This is a genomic window from Ruegeria sp. YTSA219 (assembly GCF_059609985.1).
The window spans coordinates 12,971-30,335 of sequence record NZ_JBXWMT010000004.1; the positions used below are offsets into that span (position 1 = coordinate 12,971).

A 17,365-nucleotide genomic window follows, 5' to 3' on the forward strand; every position below is an offset into this window, starting at 1 on the left:
TGCAGTCTATTAGTCCGCTTTTTTGTCGTCTTGGGACAAGATTGTATCCGCCACTGTGGTCGCCGCGGTCACGAAGACACCGAGGCCCACGATGATGTAAATCATTGTGAAGATCTTCCCTGCCGCGGTTTCAGGTGAGAAGTCACCAAACCCCACAGTCGAAATCGTCACGACAGAAAAGTAGATTGAGTCGAGCCAACTCCAACCCTCGACAAAGTGGTAAAAGACCGAGGCCCATAAAATCATTCCAACCGTGAAGGCAAGAATGCCTTTCACTCTACCGTCTTTGAAAGCGACGCCTATCCCACGTGTTATTCTAGTTAGTGAGTTCATCCTGTCCTCGTCGTTTGAAGAATTCACATATAACAGTAATTAGATAAATGTGGGAAATCGAGGAAATCTGGCTGCCAATAGCTTGGGGATGCGTCGAGCCGCTGAAGTCGCAACCCCTGCAACGTGTCCAGTTCTGGTCGGTCAAACTCACTTCAAGCCAGCTGATTGGAAGCTGGGTCAGCGGTACAAAAGTTATTTTGTCATCTACCCGTGATTTAGCTGTCCGACCAAATCAGCGAGAGTTATCAGCTGTACGGTCAAGATCATTCAGAGGTCGGGAAATTTACCGACCATATAATCCATTAACCTAACAAATAAATGGTTTAGGTTGCCCAACGTATGAATCGGAACATTAGGAGAAAAGCGTGCGATACGTTGCAAAAGGTGTATTGGTTTGTTGCGCTGTCGCGTTTGTGGCTGTGTTAGCAGCTTGGCTTTTCCTGTCTTCTACGTTGTTTTCTTCTGTAAGGACCACCTTCGTTGAAAACCTGATCTCCAAGAAACTTGGTCAGGACGTCATCATAGAGGATGAAGTGCGTCTGGGCCTTGGCCGGCACTTGCAGGTGTCAGCGGCGGGGCTGGTACTACCCGGTTCGCGGAGAGCGAACGAGAATCTGGCAGCAATCGACGAACTTGAGTTCGAAATTTCCACGCGCGACCTCTGGAACAGTAATCTATCGCTGAGCAACCTTTTTCTCTCGGGCGTTCACCTGAACCTGATCACAGGCAAAGACGGCGTCGGAAACTGGCAGTCCCTTTCCCAATCAGATGTAGAAGCCGGGCAAGCTGCTAAGTCTCCGAAAATGCCGTTGGCTGGAGTTCTAACGGACCATAAAATTGACCTGACCGATATCACCGTTTTTTACCAAAACGATCTAAACGGGCTTGAGCTGGATCTGCAGCTTTCTGAGCTGCTTCTAAAACGCGATACGGAAACCGACGTTGCGACCGCAGTTGGGGCCGGTTCGCTAAACGGAGAGAGGTTTGATCTGTACGCGACATTCCCTGCGGAAGACCCGTTTCAGGTAGCGGTGAACTTCGAACAGATTTCGATTACCGCAGAGGAATCCCCCATAGAAGACGGGCTGCAAGTGAAGACGACCCTAGAGGTTGTAGAACTTGGCCAGCTTCTCGATATCCTGAAGCTTGACCGTGTCCTGGAAGGTTCAGGAAGTATTGGTGCAACATTCAAATCGGTCGACGGCGTTGCTCGGATTGATGATCTAAGTGTTTTGACGGAGTTGGATGGCGGGCAAAGCCTCTCGCTGACAGGACAAATCGGAGAATTGGGAAATCCGGAAGACGTATCGTTGACAACCCGCATTCGGTTGTATCCTGAAGATGCTGAACCAGCCCCCGCCGCATCGCGGTATGATCTTAAACTTATCGCGGTCGACATGGTTATCGACAGCGTCCCCGGGCAGATTCCGCAGCGGCAAATGGTCATTAAGACCAACGGATTCACATTGGACACGTCTGGCGAGGGCCCGCCTCCGATCAAGTTCTCCGAACTTTCCAGAACACCAGAAGGCAGCTTAAGGGTCGGAAGCATCAACTTGAGAATTGGGGACCCGGCTGATCCGTTTATCATTTTGGACGGTTCGGTCGATGACGCGCTGCAGTTACAAGGAATATCTGCAGAAGGTCTAATGGATATTCCGGCAAGCAGTTTGATCTCACCAGAACTGTTAGGACCGGACGACCAACTCGGCAGATTTTCCGGCGACTTTCATTTGAATGGCGACATCAATCAGCTATCGCTGACGAATTTAGATGGAAAGACAAGTGAAACAGAAGTCTGGAACCTCGAAGTACATGGCACTGTCAAGAATGTACTCAAATTTGAGGACCTGGATTTGGCAATCGATGTTGAAGTCCCATCAGGTGCAGACCTTTTGGAGGCACTATCGCTTGAACGCGTGGAAACCGGACAGGCTCGCCTTGAGATTGACCTCGCTAGCGAAGGCTCCGATTGGAACGCGAGTGCCAATGTCGAGATTTCTGAATCTGTCCTGGAAATTGTCGCCGATCTTGATGATGCAACAAGTGATCCTGTGCTGAAGGGTTCCATAGAGAGTGACCTGATAAAGATAGATCATATTCGAACGATCATTCAGGCCGCTGCACAGTTGCGGAAGCTAGGCGGTTCGGAGCCCGACGAGGAAGACGCCAATCAAGAAGCAGATGACGCTGGCCCTTTGAGAGATGTGACGCTTAAACCAATTGGGCGTTCAGTTCTCTTGTCCGGTATGGATATGGATGTCGACATTGACCTTCGGCACATAGAGGGTGCCAAAGGCATTAGCAGATTGCAGAGCGAACTGACGCTTAACAAAAATGAGCTTAAAGCTGGGCCTTTGAAATTTGAATACGGAGGCGCTCATTTCGACGTCAGCGGGCAAATGGATCTATCGAACGACGCGCACCTGCTCACGTTGACCGGCAAGGCAGGCGGCTGGCAGCTGGATGACATTCTTCACGGACTGAACTTCAAAAAAGGTGCAAGCGGTACGATTTATGCAGATTTTTCGGTGTCAGGAGGAACCGATTCACCCAAGCACTTTGTCAACAGCATGAACGGCAACGCCACAGTTTCATTACGTGATGGCTCGATCGAGACCCAGCTTTTGGATTTGGCGGGGCTGGGTGTGCTACCTTGGGTGTTTACCAAAGAAAAACAAAAGGTTGCTCCGATCGTGTGCTTGCGCGCGCCGATTAGTATCTCCAATGGAAGTATTTCGACGAAACAAACCACCTTGGAAACGGATCATGTCCAAGTTGTCGTTTTTGGCGGGGTCGATGTGGCTGGCAAGGTCTTGGATTTAGATCTACAGCCCCGCAAGATTGGCGAACCTCTTTCGAAAAGCCCCTGGCCAGTGACTCTAAAAGGCCCGCTAGCTAAGCCGAAAATCAAGGTCAAGGACGGCCCGAAGCGACTGAAACGATCAGATGGTGCAGACAAAATGCCTGCCAAAAGAAAACTCTGCGTCCCGGATATTTTGCAACTGCAGTAGTAGTAGTGGAGGCAGTTGGTTCAGGAATAAATCTAGAATTAAAGAAAGATGGCAGTGCTCCCGAAAATGGATTTCCGCTTTGAGACCAAAGTGGACACCAAAGAAAATGCCAGGCGACGCCAACAAGTAGCGTCGCCCGATAGTCGTGGCCGTCGCTTTATTCTACCAATTTCAGATCACCAGGACGCCAGGTTTTGTCGAACCAAGGCTCGAGCGGTCCGTAGAGGCGCATCATCACGTTGAAGCTTTGCCCTGGCATGGTTTGCGCCCAGTTGTTCTCCCAACCTTCTGGGGCTTTTGGTCCCATATGTGCTCACTTCAGACAGCTTTTTCAAGAGACCAACTCAGGCTCTTGGTAATATTGCTTACACAATGCGACCACAGACAGCCGGATGGGTCACTTGGTTAACCGATCTTCTGAGTATACGTGAGGGTCAATGATCGCGACTATGTCGTTTCCACTGTCCTCCAAGCCAAGTCTTTCGCAAAGCCGTGCAGAGGGAATGTTACCCGGAGCGATGCCTGTCTTGAACCCTGTGGCGCCAAGCTTTTCATGCGAGTGTATTAGTGCTATCGCCCCCAAGACTTTTGCAATGCCCTCGCCCATGCGTTCAGGTTTGGTCGAGAGTTGCCCCCATTGTGCGCGACTATGCAGCCGACTGCTGGAGGGATGACACAGAACTGAACCCGCAGTTGCGACTGGAGCACCTGATCGATCAACGACGACCATAGCAAACCCGGGACGAGACAATCCGCGCATCACCGGCCCTATTGGCGGTAGAACACCATGGCTCAACGCGACTTCCGCGAAAGCTTCAAGCCATTCTGGTGGAGAGCTGCGATCAATCACTCGTATGGTTAAATCCTCGGGCAAAGCATGAGTTGCGACCACTTGGCGAGCGGCTTCGACACAGTTCAGACCGCCAAGATAGCAAGCAATCGTGTCGGTTTTTAAACCCTCGCTTTCAATTCGTTCTCGCGCCGTCGCCACCTCCTCACGCGGTATGCTTTCTATCGCCGTGATGCCAAGAATTCGGGCCATTGCGACGGCATCATCCAACGCCCCGCTATACTCGTTGGCAATCTGTATACCACGCCCATGGCTACAAAACCGAGGGTCATCACCCAACAGCTGCATAAGATGCTCGCCCATGGTTGACATGCGTCGCTGTGCTTCACTTCCGAATACTTCCATGAGATCTCCCTTGAAGTACCACATGACAGTTCTGAGATGATCGTTTGATAGGGGTCGTGTCGTCAAGCGGACGTCACGCGCAAGACTGCGACACAAAGAGGATTTTGGGAAAGGGCGAATTGCAGCTATGTCCGCAGGGCCGCCGTTCGTTCCTCATTGTGAACTGGATGTGTCGCAAACTTTTGCAACGACCATAGGCAGTCAACTACCGGACACACCTATTCTGCGATCTCGGCAAACAGCCGAAAGCCCGACGTGGTAGTGCTGGGGAATTGCCGCTTCCGGATCATTTTGGCGACCTCGATGCCGTCCAAAGTAGCTGATGCGGATCTGAACGATTTGAACCCACACATATGCCGTACACGACACTTGATAAACCGATGATCCTGTTCGATTAGGTTATTCAAATACTTGGACCTGACCGTTTGGATTTTGGCTGGGCAGCCAAACCGATTAAGGATTTTGTTCACCACTCGAATGCCAGCCGCGTTGGCGCCGCTTTTGTCGATGACGATCTTGCTCGGGATTCCATTTGAAGACAGCGCTTTGGCAAAGAACCTTGCTGCTGCTGGACGGTTCCTGCGCTCAGACAACATGAAATCAAGAGTATTCCCAGCTTTGTCGATGGCCCGATAGAGGTACATCCAGTTGCCGCGAACACGAATATAGGTTTCGTCCATGCGCCATGAACTCGGCGTTGGACGCTTCTTTGACAGCGCACGAGCTGCGACGATAGGCGAGTATTTCACCACCCACCTATTCAAAGTGGCATGGTCAACTCGGACACCGCGCTCAGCCATGATCTCTTCCAAGTCACGATAGGACACCGTGTACCGCAGATAGAAGAAAACAGCGTACAAAACTGCATCCTTGGGGAAATGACAGCCCTTTAACGAGATCATGCTCAAATAACCTGTTCGAAAATTATTCGACCAGTAAAAACCTCAGATCATGCATGCTCGTCAACTAGACCCCAGAGTTTGCGACACATCCTGTTTTTCAGTCATGCCCTTATCTCCTGGTCGAGTGAAAGAACAAAACCAGACCCTATTTGAGAACTTGCTGATAAAAGAAAAATGATAAATAAACCGAGCTAACGCAAATTTTTCTTGGTGGTAAATGCCGTCCAACCAGATAAGTCTAACCTGGCTGCGTAGCTTTGAAGCCGCGGCCCGACATTTGAATTTTACCAGTGCAAGCGTCGAATTGGGGCTGACGCAGGCTGCCGTCAGCCTGCACATCCGATCATTGGAACAGCAGTTGCAGCACAAGTTATTTGTGAGGCGCGCAAGACATCTGTCTCTCACAGAGATTGGTCAGGCTTATTGCTCAACTGTCCGGCAGGCGCTTGCTGATATCGATATGGCCTCGGCAAACCTTTTCGGGTCGATGGCGACGAAGACAGTTACGATCAAGGCGCCGATATCGACCGCTTCACTTTGGCTTGCGCCCCGTCTTCCGTCGTTCAAGAAAGACCACCCGACGATAAATCTTCGCCTTGTGACAAATATCTGGACAGAGACCACCAATTTAGAAGAGATCGACGTAGAGCTACGCTTGGGTCGTGGCAACTGGACCGACGCACTCTCCGATAAGCTCTCTGATGAAACGATCGTCCCGATATGCGCCAAAGGCCGGAAGAACAGTGCAAAGCAAGTGCAGGATCTGCTGTCTGGTCCATTTGTTCACATATTGGGCCATGAAGGCCATTGGGAACGATACTTGAGCGCATATGACTGCACCAAGCCGCAAGACGCCCCGCAATACCTGGTAGACACAACCATTTCGGCGCTGCAACTTGTCGCGAGTGGCGGTGGCTATGCCCTAGTGTTCTCGCGACTGGTCAATACCGAAAATGGGCTCGCCTCGGGCGTTCGATTTGCCGGCAAACCGCTGCCACATCCGGATGCACATTTCCTAATGCAACCTGTTTCCAAAAAAGCTGTACGACCAGAGGTCGAGATCTTTGTGGACTGGTTGCGTAAGCAGTTTAAAGAAGATGCTTGATCTTGGGATGAAAACAGATTTTGCAGCGAGAGGGACGGTTTTGTCGACCACGATCTGCAACGGAATGCCTTTGTTGGCCAATGCCTCCGCGAAGAATTGCTTGGCCGCCGCGGTATCGCGACTTTCAGACGGCATAAAATCAAGGGTTTCGCCGTCGCGATCAACCGCCCGATACCTATACATCCAATGGCCGCGCACTTTGAGATAGGTTTCGTCCATGCGCCATGAAACTGCACCAGGGCGCTTACGTTTATGCGTCTCAATCTTGACCTGGGGCGAGAATTTCACCACCCAATCTGCTGATTGACTCACGCATCATGCCGGTCGGGGTTATTCCAGGCAATCAAGTTGAAAAGTTTGCGGCAGAGCCTGCAGGAGAAATTCCACTTGACTAAATCGGCAACGCGGTGCTTCAGGTGCCACTAAGATGCGTTGAAAGATTAACTGCCGGGATTGCGGGTTTCTGCCAGCTCGTGAACAGGTGCCATTTGGTCGGGTGACCGATTTCAATGGCCAAAAAGTGCTGCATAGAGTCCGAATGCTCCGACGGCGATGAGGCTGAGTGCCCAAACGACATCAAGATTGAACCATGTCTTTGAGAGGAACCTGAGCCCCAGCCAAAGGTAGATCACAACTGCGATGGTGCCGCCAGCAATTGTCATCGACAACGTGTGTACTGCTGCAACAAGAAACGCAGTCGTCACGTTGCTGCTCATAAGTGTTTGTGCTGCGGCATGACCGGTTTCGTTCGCTCCAATCGCACAGATGCCCAGAAAAATCGGCACCAGCATCAAACCAGCCCCATGCGCCATCGCAGCGAGGAATGACCAGAGCGCCAACCGGGCAGGGTGCACGCGCGCCAGAATTCTCGGATGTCTTCGGTTGATCAGCAGATAGAGGCCCATGGCGATAACCAAAAGCCCGGCGACCACGCGGATTTGAACTTCCCACTGAACAAGGAACATCATCAGTGAGAATGGCAACAAGATGCCAATCATCGCGAGGAAATGCCCCGTGGCCAACATTGCCAGCGCTTTTGGCAGGGCGCTGTGCTTTCGCTCCATCAACGCCGCCGTAACGGCCAACGGCCAACCCATGCCGGGGTTGATACCGTGGTAGAGTCCAGAAAAAATGACAGCCCACCAAAGGGCTGTCATTGTTGTTATGTCGCCCATTTCTTAGACGGACGGATAGCAGAAGCTGTCGGTCGAACAGTCACCGCCTTCTAGGCGAATTTGGTGGCTGCGCAGACCTTTGGGGAAGTCGACATAAAAGTCATTGTTCAGAGTCAGCCCCCCGTTTTCGCCCACATCGGCCATCACCATTTGTCCGCCTTCGTCGTCGGGATAGAATTGGTTGTCCCAGGTGGAATAAAGCGAGTTGGTCCAGTAGACGCGCTTGCCGTCGCGGCTGATTTCTACCATTTGCGGGCCATAGGCAAAATCCTTGCCGTTGGAGTGCTTGGTGCCGCGGGCGATGCCGCCCAGCTCGACTTTTCCGGTCAGCTTCGGGTTCATCGGGTCGCTGACATCGTATTGATGCATCTCGCCCAGCCCCCAGCACGCAACATAGAGGTATTTGTCGTCTAGGCTCAGGTCGATATCGGTGACCAGCGGCGGCACGGCCTCGAACCCTTGCAACAGTGGCGGCAGGTTCTCGGGCTTTTCGGGGCGCGGGTCGATGGTGATCGTTTTCTTGGACTGCCATTTGCCGTCGTCACCGCGCCACCATGTGAAAATTGCGCCTTGCAGGTTGGTGGTGTCCACCACGACACCACAGAAACCATAAGATTTTGTCGGGTCATGCGCAGGGCGAATTTCCAGTGCCATCTGGTAATTGTCGCCGAAATCCATCGTCTGGATATTCTTGCGCGCGCGCAAGTCCCAGAAGTGGATCGAATGGCCATACTTGTTCGACAACAGGTCCTCGGGCACCACACCGTTTTCAAACTGCGGCGGCAAACCCCATTCGGAACTAACCATGTAGTCCTGCGGCAGATTCCACCAGAAATCATAGTGCTTGTCCTGCTTGCCGCGATCCATCTCGTATTGCCCGATTATTTCGAACGTCTCGCAATCCATGATGAAGATGCCCGGAGGTCCGTCTGTACCGTCTTCGCCGCCACCTCCAAGGCAGGAAACATAGATCCCTTCGGGACCGCAATGGATGGTGTGCGGGCGCGAATAACCGGTTTTTGCAAATAGTTCTTCGGGTTCGATCGTCTTGTGGATCTTGGCCTTCAACGGGTCTTTCACGTCGATGACGTAAATACGTGAGGATCGGATTCCAGGTACGATCAGATAACGTCGTTCCAGAAAGGCGTGCCCGGTCAGAGGAGACAGAGATGACGAACAGGCGTTCCAGCCGAAATGGTGAAATTCGTCGCCTTTGTTGGGAACAATGACCTGATGTACGATCTGGCCATAGGTGTCGGAGTCCGGTTTGAGGTCAATGACCGCGATGCCATCAGATTGCGATCCGTCCGGGCTGAGCATTACAGTGAAGGCGTAGTTTTCCACCGGTGCCTGCATTGCAAGCTTAGGCGAGGCGTGAAACGTTGGATCTGGTCTCAGGTTCATTTGGTTTCCTCCGGTTTGTTGAATTTTTCCTATTCTCAGTGTCATCCTTTTGGCCAAAAGGGCCCTTAGTTATTCGTTTCCTTATGTATCCGTTACGTTGCACAGCTGGATTGCGCCACTGACCTTCTTGGACAAGCCTTTCAGTTTCTCGCCGATCTCGATGCGGTATTCGGTGCGGAACCGGCGAATGGGGCCAACCGCACCAATACTGAACGTAGCTCCGATGTTGCCGATCGATACCGGTGCCGCAACGCTGGCAATTCCGATGTCGATTTCCTGATCACAATCGGCAAAGCCGCGTTCGCTAATTATCTCGAATTCGCGGCGTAGCTCATCTTCGGACGTCTTGGTGTGTTCAGTATACGCCTTCAGGCTCCCTGACATGATGCTTTCGCGAAATTCCGGTTCCGCAAAGGCGGCAATGGCTTTCGAGCACGAGCAGGCATGCATGGGACGTACGCCCAAGCCCGGATGAATGAAGGCACGAGCGGGATCATCGGGTGTTTCTACGTGGATGATTTCAACTTTGTTGTCGCGAAAGCGCGCAAGAAAAACCGTTTCATTAAAATTTGTCGCTGCGAGGCGCATGAGGGGGGCTGCACAGCGTCGGACATCGGCATCGGACTTTCCAAGCAAGGCAATCCTGATCATCCGCTCGCCAATGATGTATTTTCCGTCATCAGAGGGTTCGTCGAGGAGATTTTGTTCAACAAGTGACTGAATGAGCCGGTAACATGTGGGCTTGGGCAGATCGGTTGCACGTTGAACCTCTGCCACCGAAACAGGGCGTCCGGCGACTGCGATGATTTCAAGTATCTGGATCAGACGTTCTAGGTGCATGTTAATGAAATTCTCACAAAACGAGACTGTGTATCGAATGATGGGAATCTTTCGTCCAAACGCAAGTATAATCTTTGGGAAATCTATTTGCGGACAATGGCGGTGGCTGCGATTGAGACCGAAAAATTCCTTGAGATCATTGAGGTGGAGCTAGATGGATCACAGGCTGGCGAAGCCCTGATAGAGATCTATGCGACGGGGACTGTAGCTATTACCAACCCGGCCGAGGCCGAAATTGACTGAACCGGTTTCGCGTCGGATAGGGCGGGATAGGCCCAACGCTATACAAAGGTTACGACCTGTTGGCGCGGTTCAGATCATTAGTGTCGACCCTATGCATGCACCTAAGTAGATCCGTGCGGTTGTTGAATTCTGGCAAGGAAAGTTACCGACTTCATCTTTACTGAAGTTAATTAAAGCTAATTGAGTTTGACTGATATCGCCCTCTAGCTGCATTCTGCTCTGAATCGGAATTGCCGAATTTGGAGCCAGACGTGACCACTTCTGAACCTGATCGCGTCGTTTCAGTCGGCGAGCAATGCTCGGCTGCCAGATGTGAACCGTCGGTAATCCTTGAATGTGCCGCTACCGGAGACGTAGCGCTAACCGCCACGCTGCATGAGAAAATCGGCATGTGTGTTCGAACCAAAGGCCCGTCGGGTTCATGGTAAAAAGCCAACTAACCTGTGCGGAAAAATAATGAAAAAGTGACAACTGGGAGGAACCTTATGTCATTACCTGAACCATTTACGGATCTAGAGATAGAAACGGCGGATGCCGGTTTCTATGAGAATTACAGCGTACCGATTGCGCTGATCAGCAAGGGCATCATGGTTGCCCTTGTACTGTGGGCGCTTGTCTTCCCGGCCAATGCCAACAGCACCCTCGGTAGCTGGAATGGCAAGCTGCTGGAAATCTTCAACAGCTTCTACATTGTCATCGTCGGCCTGTTTGCCATCTTCCTGGTGATTGTGGCGATCCTGCCGTCGACAGGGAAGCGGGTGATGGGAACACCTGGCGAAAAGCCCGAGTTCTCGAACTTCTCGTGGTTCTCGATGATGTTTGGTGCCGGTCTGGGTGTCGGCCTGATGGTCTTTGCGACCGCTGAACCGCTGGGCCTGTGGGGATCAAACCCCGATGTCGTGTCCGGTGCAGTTGCTGGCAACGATCCCGAATCCGTTCAGTCGGCCTATCGGTATACCTTCCTGCACTATGGCTTCCACGCCTGGGCGATCTACGTGGTGACCGGCCTGTCACTGGCCTATTACGCCTATACCCGTAATATGCCTCTGACCATTCGTGCGGCTCTTACACCGCTGTTCGGACGTCTGATGAACGGTTTTCTCGGACACGTTGTTGACGTTCTGGGTGTTGTGGCAACGATCCTGGGCGTTTCTGTGACGATCGGGTTTGGTGTCAGCCAGTTCATTGACGGTCTTTATGCCATCACCGGCATGGAGTGGATCATGGATCTGGGCGGAGATGTTCCCACGCCAAGCAAGGTTGGACTGATTGCAGGTCTGGTCGTCATCATGGGTCTGTCGATTATTTCGGCGGTTTCGGGTGTGGGACGCGGTGTTAAATACCTCTCGAACCTGAACCTTGTCCTGTCGATCATCCTGTTGGGCACGTTCGTGATCTTCGGGTCCTTCGTCTTTGCCATGACCACATATGGTACGGCCCTGGTTGACTACCTTCTGCACTTCCTTTCGCTGAGCTTTGGTGCATATGGTCCGTTGTCGACCGAAGCCTTTGCGGCGGCTCTTCCGGCCGAAGCGCAGGCGCATGCGGACGCCCTGATGGGTGGCGCTACCAATGCCTGGGGCAGCTTTGACGGCTTCAAGAGCGGTCTGGAAGGCGCAGCTGCGGAGTTGGACGAAGCAACTTTGGCCGCAGCTTATGCAGCGGGCGAGCAGGGCCGTCAATTCGGCTGGCAGTCTGGCTGGACCACGTTCTACTGGGCCTGGTGGATTGCGTTCTCGCCGTTTGTGGGCCTGTTCCTGGCGCGTATCTCCAAAGGTCGCTCCGTGCGTGAGTTCATTCTGGGCTGTGTCTTCGCACCGGCACTGGTGTGCTTCGCCTGGATGACAGTACTGGGTGGCACCGCGATTGATCTGGAACTGGCCGGTGCCGCAGAAGGCGCGATCATTGGTGCCTCGAACACCAACAAGCTGTTCGTGACTCTGTCCTACATGATCGACGGAGGGCTGCTGTCCATGCTGAACGTCATGTGCGTGATCCTGATCATGACCTTCCTGGTGACCTCAGCTGACTCGGGCATTCTGGTGATGAACACCATCATGTCCGGCGGCAGCCAGGAGACCGGCATCAAGCACCGCATCATCTGGGGGGTGATCCTGACGGCTGTGATCGGCGCGCTGATCCTTGCTGCAGGGGAAAACAACCCGATGGATGCGTTGCGCAACGCGATGATCATCGGTGCATTGCCATTTACCATGGTGATGGCCCTGATGATGGTCTCGCTGACCAAAGCGCTTTACCGCGACGGACAGCGTGACAAGCATGCTGACGCAAGCACACAGGCTGCCGAGTAATCAACCTATAGCGTTACGAACCTTGCGCCGCCCCTTTGATCGGGGGCGGCGTTTTCGTGCAGCGGTGGGTTAAGTTCTGACCAGTGTTTCGTGCCAGACGTCAGACAGGCAGCATATTTGCAGAAGCAGCACAAATGCTACTGCGCGCACACGGTATGCCAGATCGGTGGTGATGCCTGGGCCATAATCCGCCTCTTCGCTGCAATCAGAGACGAACATTACCCGTTGCACGAGCTAGACTTGCGGCATTGTCAGTGCTGTCTCGAAGAACTGGTACGAATTGATCTCGTACAGTTTGGACGAAAAATTGCTATCGGAATTGGAGTCGGCACCTAAAGAACGGTGCTGCCGCTTATGTGAATCCGGCGATTCAGACCTCGGTCAGGTGCTTTCTGACAGTTGGATCAATCCTATTACTTTGAATTGGGTAAATGCCACAAGCTGCGATCGCCTCGCGCGCAGTTACGCGTTCGTGCAGACGTTTCCAGATTGTTTTGGCTGCGTATGGATGGGGGTATGGGCGCCAAGCAACGCCCATGGTCATCCCTCGCAAATACTTCAGTTGCTGGCGATGCGCCGAGTACAAGATTGTATTGGAAACGCTGCCTTCGCGCGCGAGCTCGTGTTCGGTCACGAATATCCTGTTCCCGCGCATAGTTACAAAGCCAGCGTAGCGCGAAATCTGATGCATGCTCTTGTCTGGAGACGTGGCAATTTCACGGGACCGGATCGTGATTAGCCCTTCAACTTCCTGAATGCGGATCAATGAACAGAAGATTTTTCCTTCCCAAGATGGCGTGCAGAAATAGGAATGATAAAAACCTATGTAGCGCCTCAGGTTCTTCTGTTGCCCCCGGAAGGGTTCCAAAAACGCATCTGTGGGCGTTTTCCCAACTTGTGGCAGGACGCCTCTTAGCATTCGTTCGAAGCTTGCAGTTTCCTCGAAAAGCTGTGCTTCGGTCAGGTCGAAATGACGTGCAATGCGGCGCATGTTATGGGCAGAGGGCAGGCTGGAGCCATTCAAATAGCGATTGAATTGCTGTCTATTGACGCCGATTTCGCGGCAAATCTGCGAAATGTTTCCATGCTCTGCGCACAACGATCGTAAGTTGGCAGAAAAATACTCGGGCACAAGAAAAACCTTTCGCGTTTAGACGCTATATCACTGCAAGCTGCGTCAACTCGCATAAGATTGCACAATTTGATTTATCTGCAAATCGGTTTCTTCTTCAGCATCAGATCGTAACAGACAAGCTTCAGATGCCAATCGAAACAATCGAAAACACATGGATCACACTCGCCGATGGGCGACGGCTTGCGGCGCGCCTCTGGTTGCCCGAGACAGGCCCCACACCGGCCATTCTGGAATATCTGCCATATCGCAAACGTGACGGCACCGCGCCCAGAGACGAAACAACACACACGGTTTTTGCAAAGGCGGGCTATGCCTGTATTCGGGTCGACATAGCTGGCACCGGGGACAGCGAAGGGCAATTCGACGACGAATACTCGGAACAGGAACTGCATGATGGTGAGCAAGTCATAGCCTGGATTGCCGCGCAGGATTGGTGTGACGGCAATGTCGGGATGATTGGGATATCTTGGGGCGGGTTTAATGGTCTGCAGCTGGCCTTCAGGCAACCACCTGCACTGAAAGCCATCGTCAGTGTCGCTTCGACTGTGGATCGATATGCCGATGACATCCATTTCATGGGTGGGTGCCTGCTGAGTGACAACATGAATTGGGGCAGTCAGATGTTTGCCTATCTGACGCGCCCAGCAGATCCAGAGCTTCGAGCAGATTGGCGACAGGACTGGCTTGCCCGACTGCAAAACGTCCCATTCTCTTCTGCAGATTGGCTGCGACATCAGACGCGCGACCCATATTGGAAGCACGGCTCAGTTTGCGAGGATTGGACCGCGATCCAAACCCCTGTCTTGGCGATTACAGGCTGGGCAGATGCTTACGTCAATTCGCCTCCGGCTTTGGCAGCCAACCTGACGGCGCCAACCAAAGCTATCATTGGGCCGTGGGAACACCGCTATCCGCACATCTCAAAGCTTGATCCCGCAGATTTTCATTCCGAAGTCGTTGGATGGTTTGACCGCTGGCTGAAGGGACAACAAAACGGCGCCGAGGATTTGCCTGCCTATCGGACTTACATGCAGGAACACTTCAATCCGACTGCGCAAAACGGTCCTCGGAAAGGTCGTTGGATTGCAGAGACGGCATGGCCGTCACCTCATGTCTCAGAACGGGTCTGGCATCTGGTTCCTGGAGGGTTTTCGCGGGACCCGGTGGTTGGTGCGGTCGCTGTCGCATCGCCTTGCTATGTTGGTGAAGACAGCGGGTATTTTTGCGCGGGCATGCGTATCGACAATGAACTTGCAGGGGATCAGGCCGGTGATGATGCCTTATCGGTCTGTTTTGACAGCTCGCAGCTGCAAGCACCGCTCGAGCTGCTGGGTCGGGCAAAGCTAAAGTTTCAGTTTTCAGTGGATCAGCCTGTTGCCCAGCTTGTCGCGCGGCTGTGTGATGTTTCACCCGAAGGTGTGTCACAGCGGATCAGCTATCGTCCGTTGAACCTGTGTCACTACCACAGTCATGAGACGCCGCAGGTCCTGCAACCAGGTGAGCTCTACGAGGCTGAAATCACGCTGAACGAATGTGCGCACCATTTGCGCGAGGGCCACGTTTTGCGACTGGCGTTGTCGACGTCTTATTGGCCGATTGTCTGGCCAGCACCTCAATCGGCCACGGTAACTTTACACTTGCTGGATTGTGCTCTTCATCTGCCGGTGCGCGAAGTTGCGCATGAAATTCAAGCCTCTGAACCCGGCCCGGCGCAGGCGTATCCGGTTCTGGCAGCTGAGCAGTTGCGTTTACCTTCAGCGCAATCAGAACGCACGGTGACGGAAAGCGGTTGCGTGGTTCTGGAGACGTTTGATGACTATGGTAAAACGCGCGATCCCTACCACGATCTGATTGTTGGTAGCGACGTACGCATGCTTTACCGCATTCACCCCGATGATCCGACAACCGCGTATTTCGAGACCGCTTGGAGTTTTTCGTTCGAGCGCGAAGAATGGCAGGTCGCCATCACGACCGAGTGCCGCATGACCTGTGACACCGAGAATTTCTATCTCTACAGCAAACTACGCGCCACTGAAGGCGCAAATGAAATCGAAGTCCTAACAAGGGAATGGTCCGAAACCGTTCCACGCGGACTTCTCTGACTTAATCTAAGGGAGGATACTATGAAGATCGAATGGACAAAGGCCAATGTTGGTCGCCGGAGGTTTCTGAAAGGCGCAACAGCGCTTGGGGCCGCTACAGCGCTTCCGATGGGGTGGGCGAACCGCGCGTTTGCAGCAGATGACGGTGTTCTGCGGGTGCGGGCTTATGGTGATGCACAGAACATGGATCCAGCACATTCCGTTGGTGTCGTTGAAGAAGAAGTGCATGCCTCCATCTACAACAAGCTGATCCAGTACAAGCCGGGCGAGGAATGGGGCTGGCAGATGGATGCGGCAACTATGATCGAGCAGGTTGACCCGACCCATATCAAGTTCGCATTGCGTGACGATATTGGATTCACCAACGGATTTGGCGCGATGACTGCTGAAGACGTCAAATTCAGCATGGAACGGATCGTGGACGACACGACCGACAGTCCGAATAAGCCCGACCTAGGGCCATTCAGCCATGTTGAAGTGACAGGAGACCGAGAAGGGACAATCGTTCTGAACAGCCCGTTTGCCCCGATCTGGTCGATTGCCTTGCCTTATATTACTGGCAACATCGTCTCGAAGGCAGCGGTCGAAGCCGCCGGTGGCCGGATCGGTGCTGATCCGGTTGCCGAATCCGGTCCTTACCTACGCGACAGCTGGTCGCCCAAGGAAAAGACTGTTCTTAAGCGCAACCCCGACTGGAAAGGGGACGCGCCCACTTGGGACACCGTCGAGATCTATCCGATCGATGATGAAAACACCGCCGAGATCGCTTTTGAGGCAGGTGAACTGGATGTAACCCGCGTGTCGCTGGGCTCGGTCGAGCGTTATCGCGCTGGTGTTCCCAATGGTGGATCGTTGGTTGAGAAGCCCTCGCTCTACTATGTCTGGATGGGCATGAACGTTGAGCATCCAAAGCTGCAAAATCAAAAACTGCGGCAGGCGATTCAGCACGCGGTGGACGTACCCAGCATTCTGGAGGCCGCATATTTTGGTGCTGCTGAACCGGCTACCGGCATCATCGCACCGGGCCTTGCTGGCCATCGGCCATCTTCGCTTGTACCACCTGAGGCGAACTTCGAGAAAGCCGCGCAGTTGCTCGCGGAATCCGGTGAAACCAATGTCACGCTAACCCTCGATACGTTGAACAAGACGACCTTTACAACAACTGCACAGATTATTCAGGCGACGCTGGCACAGATCGGAATCACGGTTGAGGTTAACGTTCTGGAATCAGGGGCATTCTGGGCGTCTGGTGACAATGAGAACCTACAGCTTGTTCTGAACCGTTTCTCGATGACGCCTGATCCGTATTATGCGACGTCGTGGTTCACACCAGAACAGATCGGGAAATGGAACTGGGAACGGTTTAACAGCCCGGAATTTAACGAAATCCATGAATCTGCGGCTGCTGAAACGGACATCGCAAAGCGAGCTGAAATGTATCAGCGTGCGCAGGATCTGATGGAAGAAAGCGGTGCTTATCGCTTTATCACTCACGAGGCGACACCGGTTATTCACAGCGCACGCGTCATTCCAGCGCTGCGGCCAGATGGCCTGTCCCTGCTTCGCTATTTTGGCAAGGCGACCTGATCTCCCCAGGTCGACTAG

Annotated in this window: 15 protein-coding genes; 6 read left to right on the forward strand and 9 right to left on the reverse strand. The window is 53.0% G+C overall.

The genetic code is table 11. The features are described from left to right. Nucleotides 1–9: 9 nt before the first annotated feature. Entirely contained in the window at nt 10–276 is a 267-nt protein-coding gene (locus AC2FFB_RS07585) for a potassium channel family protein (RefSeq protein WP_246097203.1), read from the reverse strand. Nucleotides 277–698: 422 nt separating this feature from the next. Here AC2FFB_RS07585 and AC2FFB_RS07590 point away from each other — a divergent pair, with 422 nt between their 5' ends. Further along, nucleotides 699–3,347, forward strand: coding sequence for an AsmA family protein (locus AC2FFB_RS07590; RefSeq protein ID WP_496874737.1), 2,649 nt, complete (start codon nt 699–701; stop codon nt 3,345–3,347). Between the two features lie 157 nt (nt 3,348–3,504). Here the strand turns inward: AC2FFB_RS07590 and AC2FFB_RS07595 are convergent, their stop codons facing one another. From AC2FFB_RS07595 to AC2FFB_RS07605, 3 genes are all read right to left on the reverse strand, one after another. Beyond that, entirely contained in the window at nt 3,505–3,654 is a 150-nt protein-coding gene (locus AC2FFB_RS07595) for a DUF1214 domain-containing protein (protein ID WP_281972998.1), read from the reverse strand. 90 nt (nt 3,655–3,744) lie between these two features. After that, the gene (locus AC2FFB_RS07600; protein WP_496689456.1) at nt 3,745–4,542 is read right to left on the reverse strand and encodes a GNAT family N-acetyltransferase; all 798 of its coding nucleotides are present in this window, start codon (nt 4,540–4,542) and stop codon (nt 3,745–3,747) included. 218 nt (nt 4,543–4,760) lie between these two features. Next, nucleotides 4,761–5,444, reverse strand: a complete 684-nt coding sequence (locus tag AC2FFB_RS07605; protein ID WP_281995032.1) for an IS6 family transposase — start codon at nt 5,442–5,444, stop codon at nt 4,761–4,763. A gap of 217 nt (nt 5,445–5,661) precedes the next feature. Between AC2FFB_RS07605 and AC2FFB_RS07610 the strand changes: the two genes are divergently transcribed. Further along, entirely contained in the window at nt 5,662–6,549 is an 888-nt protein-coding gene (locus AC2FFB_RS07610) for a LysR family transcriptional regulator (protein ID WP_496874738.1), read from the forward strand. Here the strand turns inward: AC2FFB_RS07610 and AC2FFB_RS07615 are convergent. The 4 genes from AC2FFB_RS07615 to AC2FFB_RS07630 all read right to left on the reverse strand — a co-directional run bounded on the left by AC2FFB_RS07615 (nt 6,460) and on the right by AC2FFB_RS07630 (nt 9,968). Next, nucleotides 6,460–6,768, reverse strand: a complete 309-nt coding sequence (locus AC2FFB_RS07615) for a DDE-type integrase/transposase/recombinase (protein ID WP_496787426.1) — start codon at nt 6,766–6,768, stop codon at nt 6,460–6,462. The genes AC2FFB_RS07610 and AC2FFB_RS07615 overlap by 90 nt on opposite strands. Before the next feature lie 287 nt (nt 6,769–7,055). Further along, nucleotides 7,056–7,706, reverse strand: coding sequence for a hypothetical protein (locus AC2FFB_RS07620; protein WP_496874739.1), 651 nt, complete (start codon nt 7,704–7,706; stop codon nt 7,056–7,058). 21 nt (nt 7,707–7,727) lie between these two features. After that, nucleotides 7,728–9,128, reverse strand: coding sequence for a selenium-binding protein SBP56-related protein (locus tag AC2FFB_RS07625; RefSeq protein ID WP_142636082.1), 1,401 nt, complete (start codon nt 9,126–9,128; stop codon nt 7,728–7,730). A gap of 81 nt (nt 9,129–9,209) precedes the next feature. After that, a complete protein-coding gene (locus AC2FFB_RS07630; protein ID WP_142636084.1) occupies nt 9,210–9,968 on the reverse strand; it encodes an IclR family transcriptional regulator in 759 nt (252 codons plus the stop codon). Nucleotides 9,969–10,070: 102 nt separating this feature from the next. On the opposite strand from AC2FFB_RS07630, the gene AC2FFB_RS07635 reads away from it, so the two are divergent. Further along, entirely contained in the window at nt 10,071–10,211 is a 141-nt protein-coding gene (locus AC2FFB_RS07635) for a hypothetical protein (RefSeq protein WP_496792305.1), read from the forward strand. A gap of 485 nt (nt 10,212–10,696) precedes the next feature. Continuing rightward, entirely contained in the window at nt 10,697–12,523 is a 1,827-nt protein-coding gene (locus AC2FFB_RS07640) for a BCCT family transporter (protein ID WP_496874740.1), read from the forward strand. Between the two features lie 370 nt (nt 12,524–12,893). Here AC2FFB_RS07640 and AC2FFB_RS07645 read toward each other — a convergent pair whose 3' ends face one another. Beyond that, nucleotides 12,894–13,655 carry a helix-turn-helix transcriptional regulator gene (locus AC2FFB_RS07645; RefSeq protein ID WP_496689447.1) on the reverse strand — a complete coding sequence of 254 codons (762 nt, stop codon included), beginning with the start codon at nt 13,653–13,655 and terminating at the stop codon, nt 12,894–12,896. Between the two features lie 128 nt (nt 13,656–13,783). On the opposite strand from AC2FFB_RS07645, the gene AC2FFB_RS07650 reads away from it, so the two are divergent. Continuing rightward, complete coding sequence (locus tag AC2FFB_RS07650) at nt 13,784–15,760, forward strand: CocE/NonD family hydrolase (RefSeq protein WP_496713786.1); 1,977 nt, start codon at nt 13,784–13,786, stop codon at nt 15,758–15,760. 21 nt (nt 15,761–15,781) lie between these two features. After that, complete coding sequence (locus AC2FFB_RS07655) at nt 15,782–17,347, forward strand: ABC transporter substrate-binding protein (protein ID WP_496874741.1); 1,566 nt, start codon at nt 15,782–15,784, stop codon at nt 17,345–17,347. The last annotated feature ends 18 nt before the right edge of the window (nt 17,348–17,365 follow it).

What these genes read in the sequence shown, in the direction of transcription:
- AC2FFB_RS07600 (WP_496689456.1), bottom strand. Translation starts at nt 4,542, where the DNA reads ATGGAAGTATTCGGAAGTGAAGCACAGCGACGCATGTCAACCATGGGC.
- AC2FFB_RS07620 (WP_496874739.1), bottom strand. Translation starts at nt 7,706, where the DNA reads ATGACAGCCCTTTGGTGGGCTGTCATTTTTTCTGGACTCTACCACGGT.
- AC2FFB_RS07640 (WP_496874740.1), top strand. Translation starts at nt 10,697, where the DNA reads ATGTCATTACCTGAACCATTTACGGATCTAGAGATAGAAACGGCGGAT.
- AC2FFB_RS07630 (WP_142636084.1), bottom strand. Translation starts at nt 9,968, where the DNA reads ATGCACCTAGAACGTCTGATCCAGATACTTGAAATCATCGCAGTCGCC.
- AC2FFB_RS07625 (WP_142636082.1), bottom strand. Translation starts at nt 9,128, where the DNA reads ATGAACCTGAGACCAGATCCAACGTTTCACGCCTCGCCTAAGCTTGCA.
- AC2FFB_RS07605 (WP_281995032.1), bottom strand. Translation starts at nt 5,444, where the DNA reads ATGATCTCGTTAAAGGGCTGTCATTTCCCCAAGGATGCAGTTTTGTAC.
- AC2FFB_RS07650 (WP_496713786.1), top strand. Translation starts at nt 13,784, where the DNA reads ATGCCAATCGAAACAATCGAAAACACATGGATCACACTCGCCGATGGG.
- AC2FFB_RS07610 (WP_496874738.1), top strand. Translation starts at nt 5,662, where the DNA reads ATGCCGTCCAACCAGATAAGTCTAACCTGGCTGCGTAGCTTTGAAGCC.
- AC2FFB_RS07655 (WP_496874741.1), top strand. Translation starts at nt 15,782, where the DNA reads ATGAAGATCGAATGGACAAAGGCCAATGTTGGTCGCCGGAGGTTTCTG.
- AC2FFB_RS07615 (WP_496787426.1), bottom strand. Translation starts at nt 6,768, where the DNA reads ATGGACGAAACCTATCTCAAAGTGCGCGGCCATTGGATGTATAGGTAT.
- AC2FFB_RS07595 (WP_281972998.1), bottom strand. Translation starts at nt 3,654, where the DNA reads ATGGGACCAAAAGCCCCAGAAGGTTGGGAGAACAACTGGGCGCAAACC.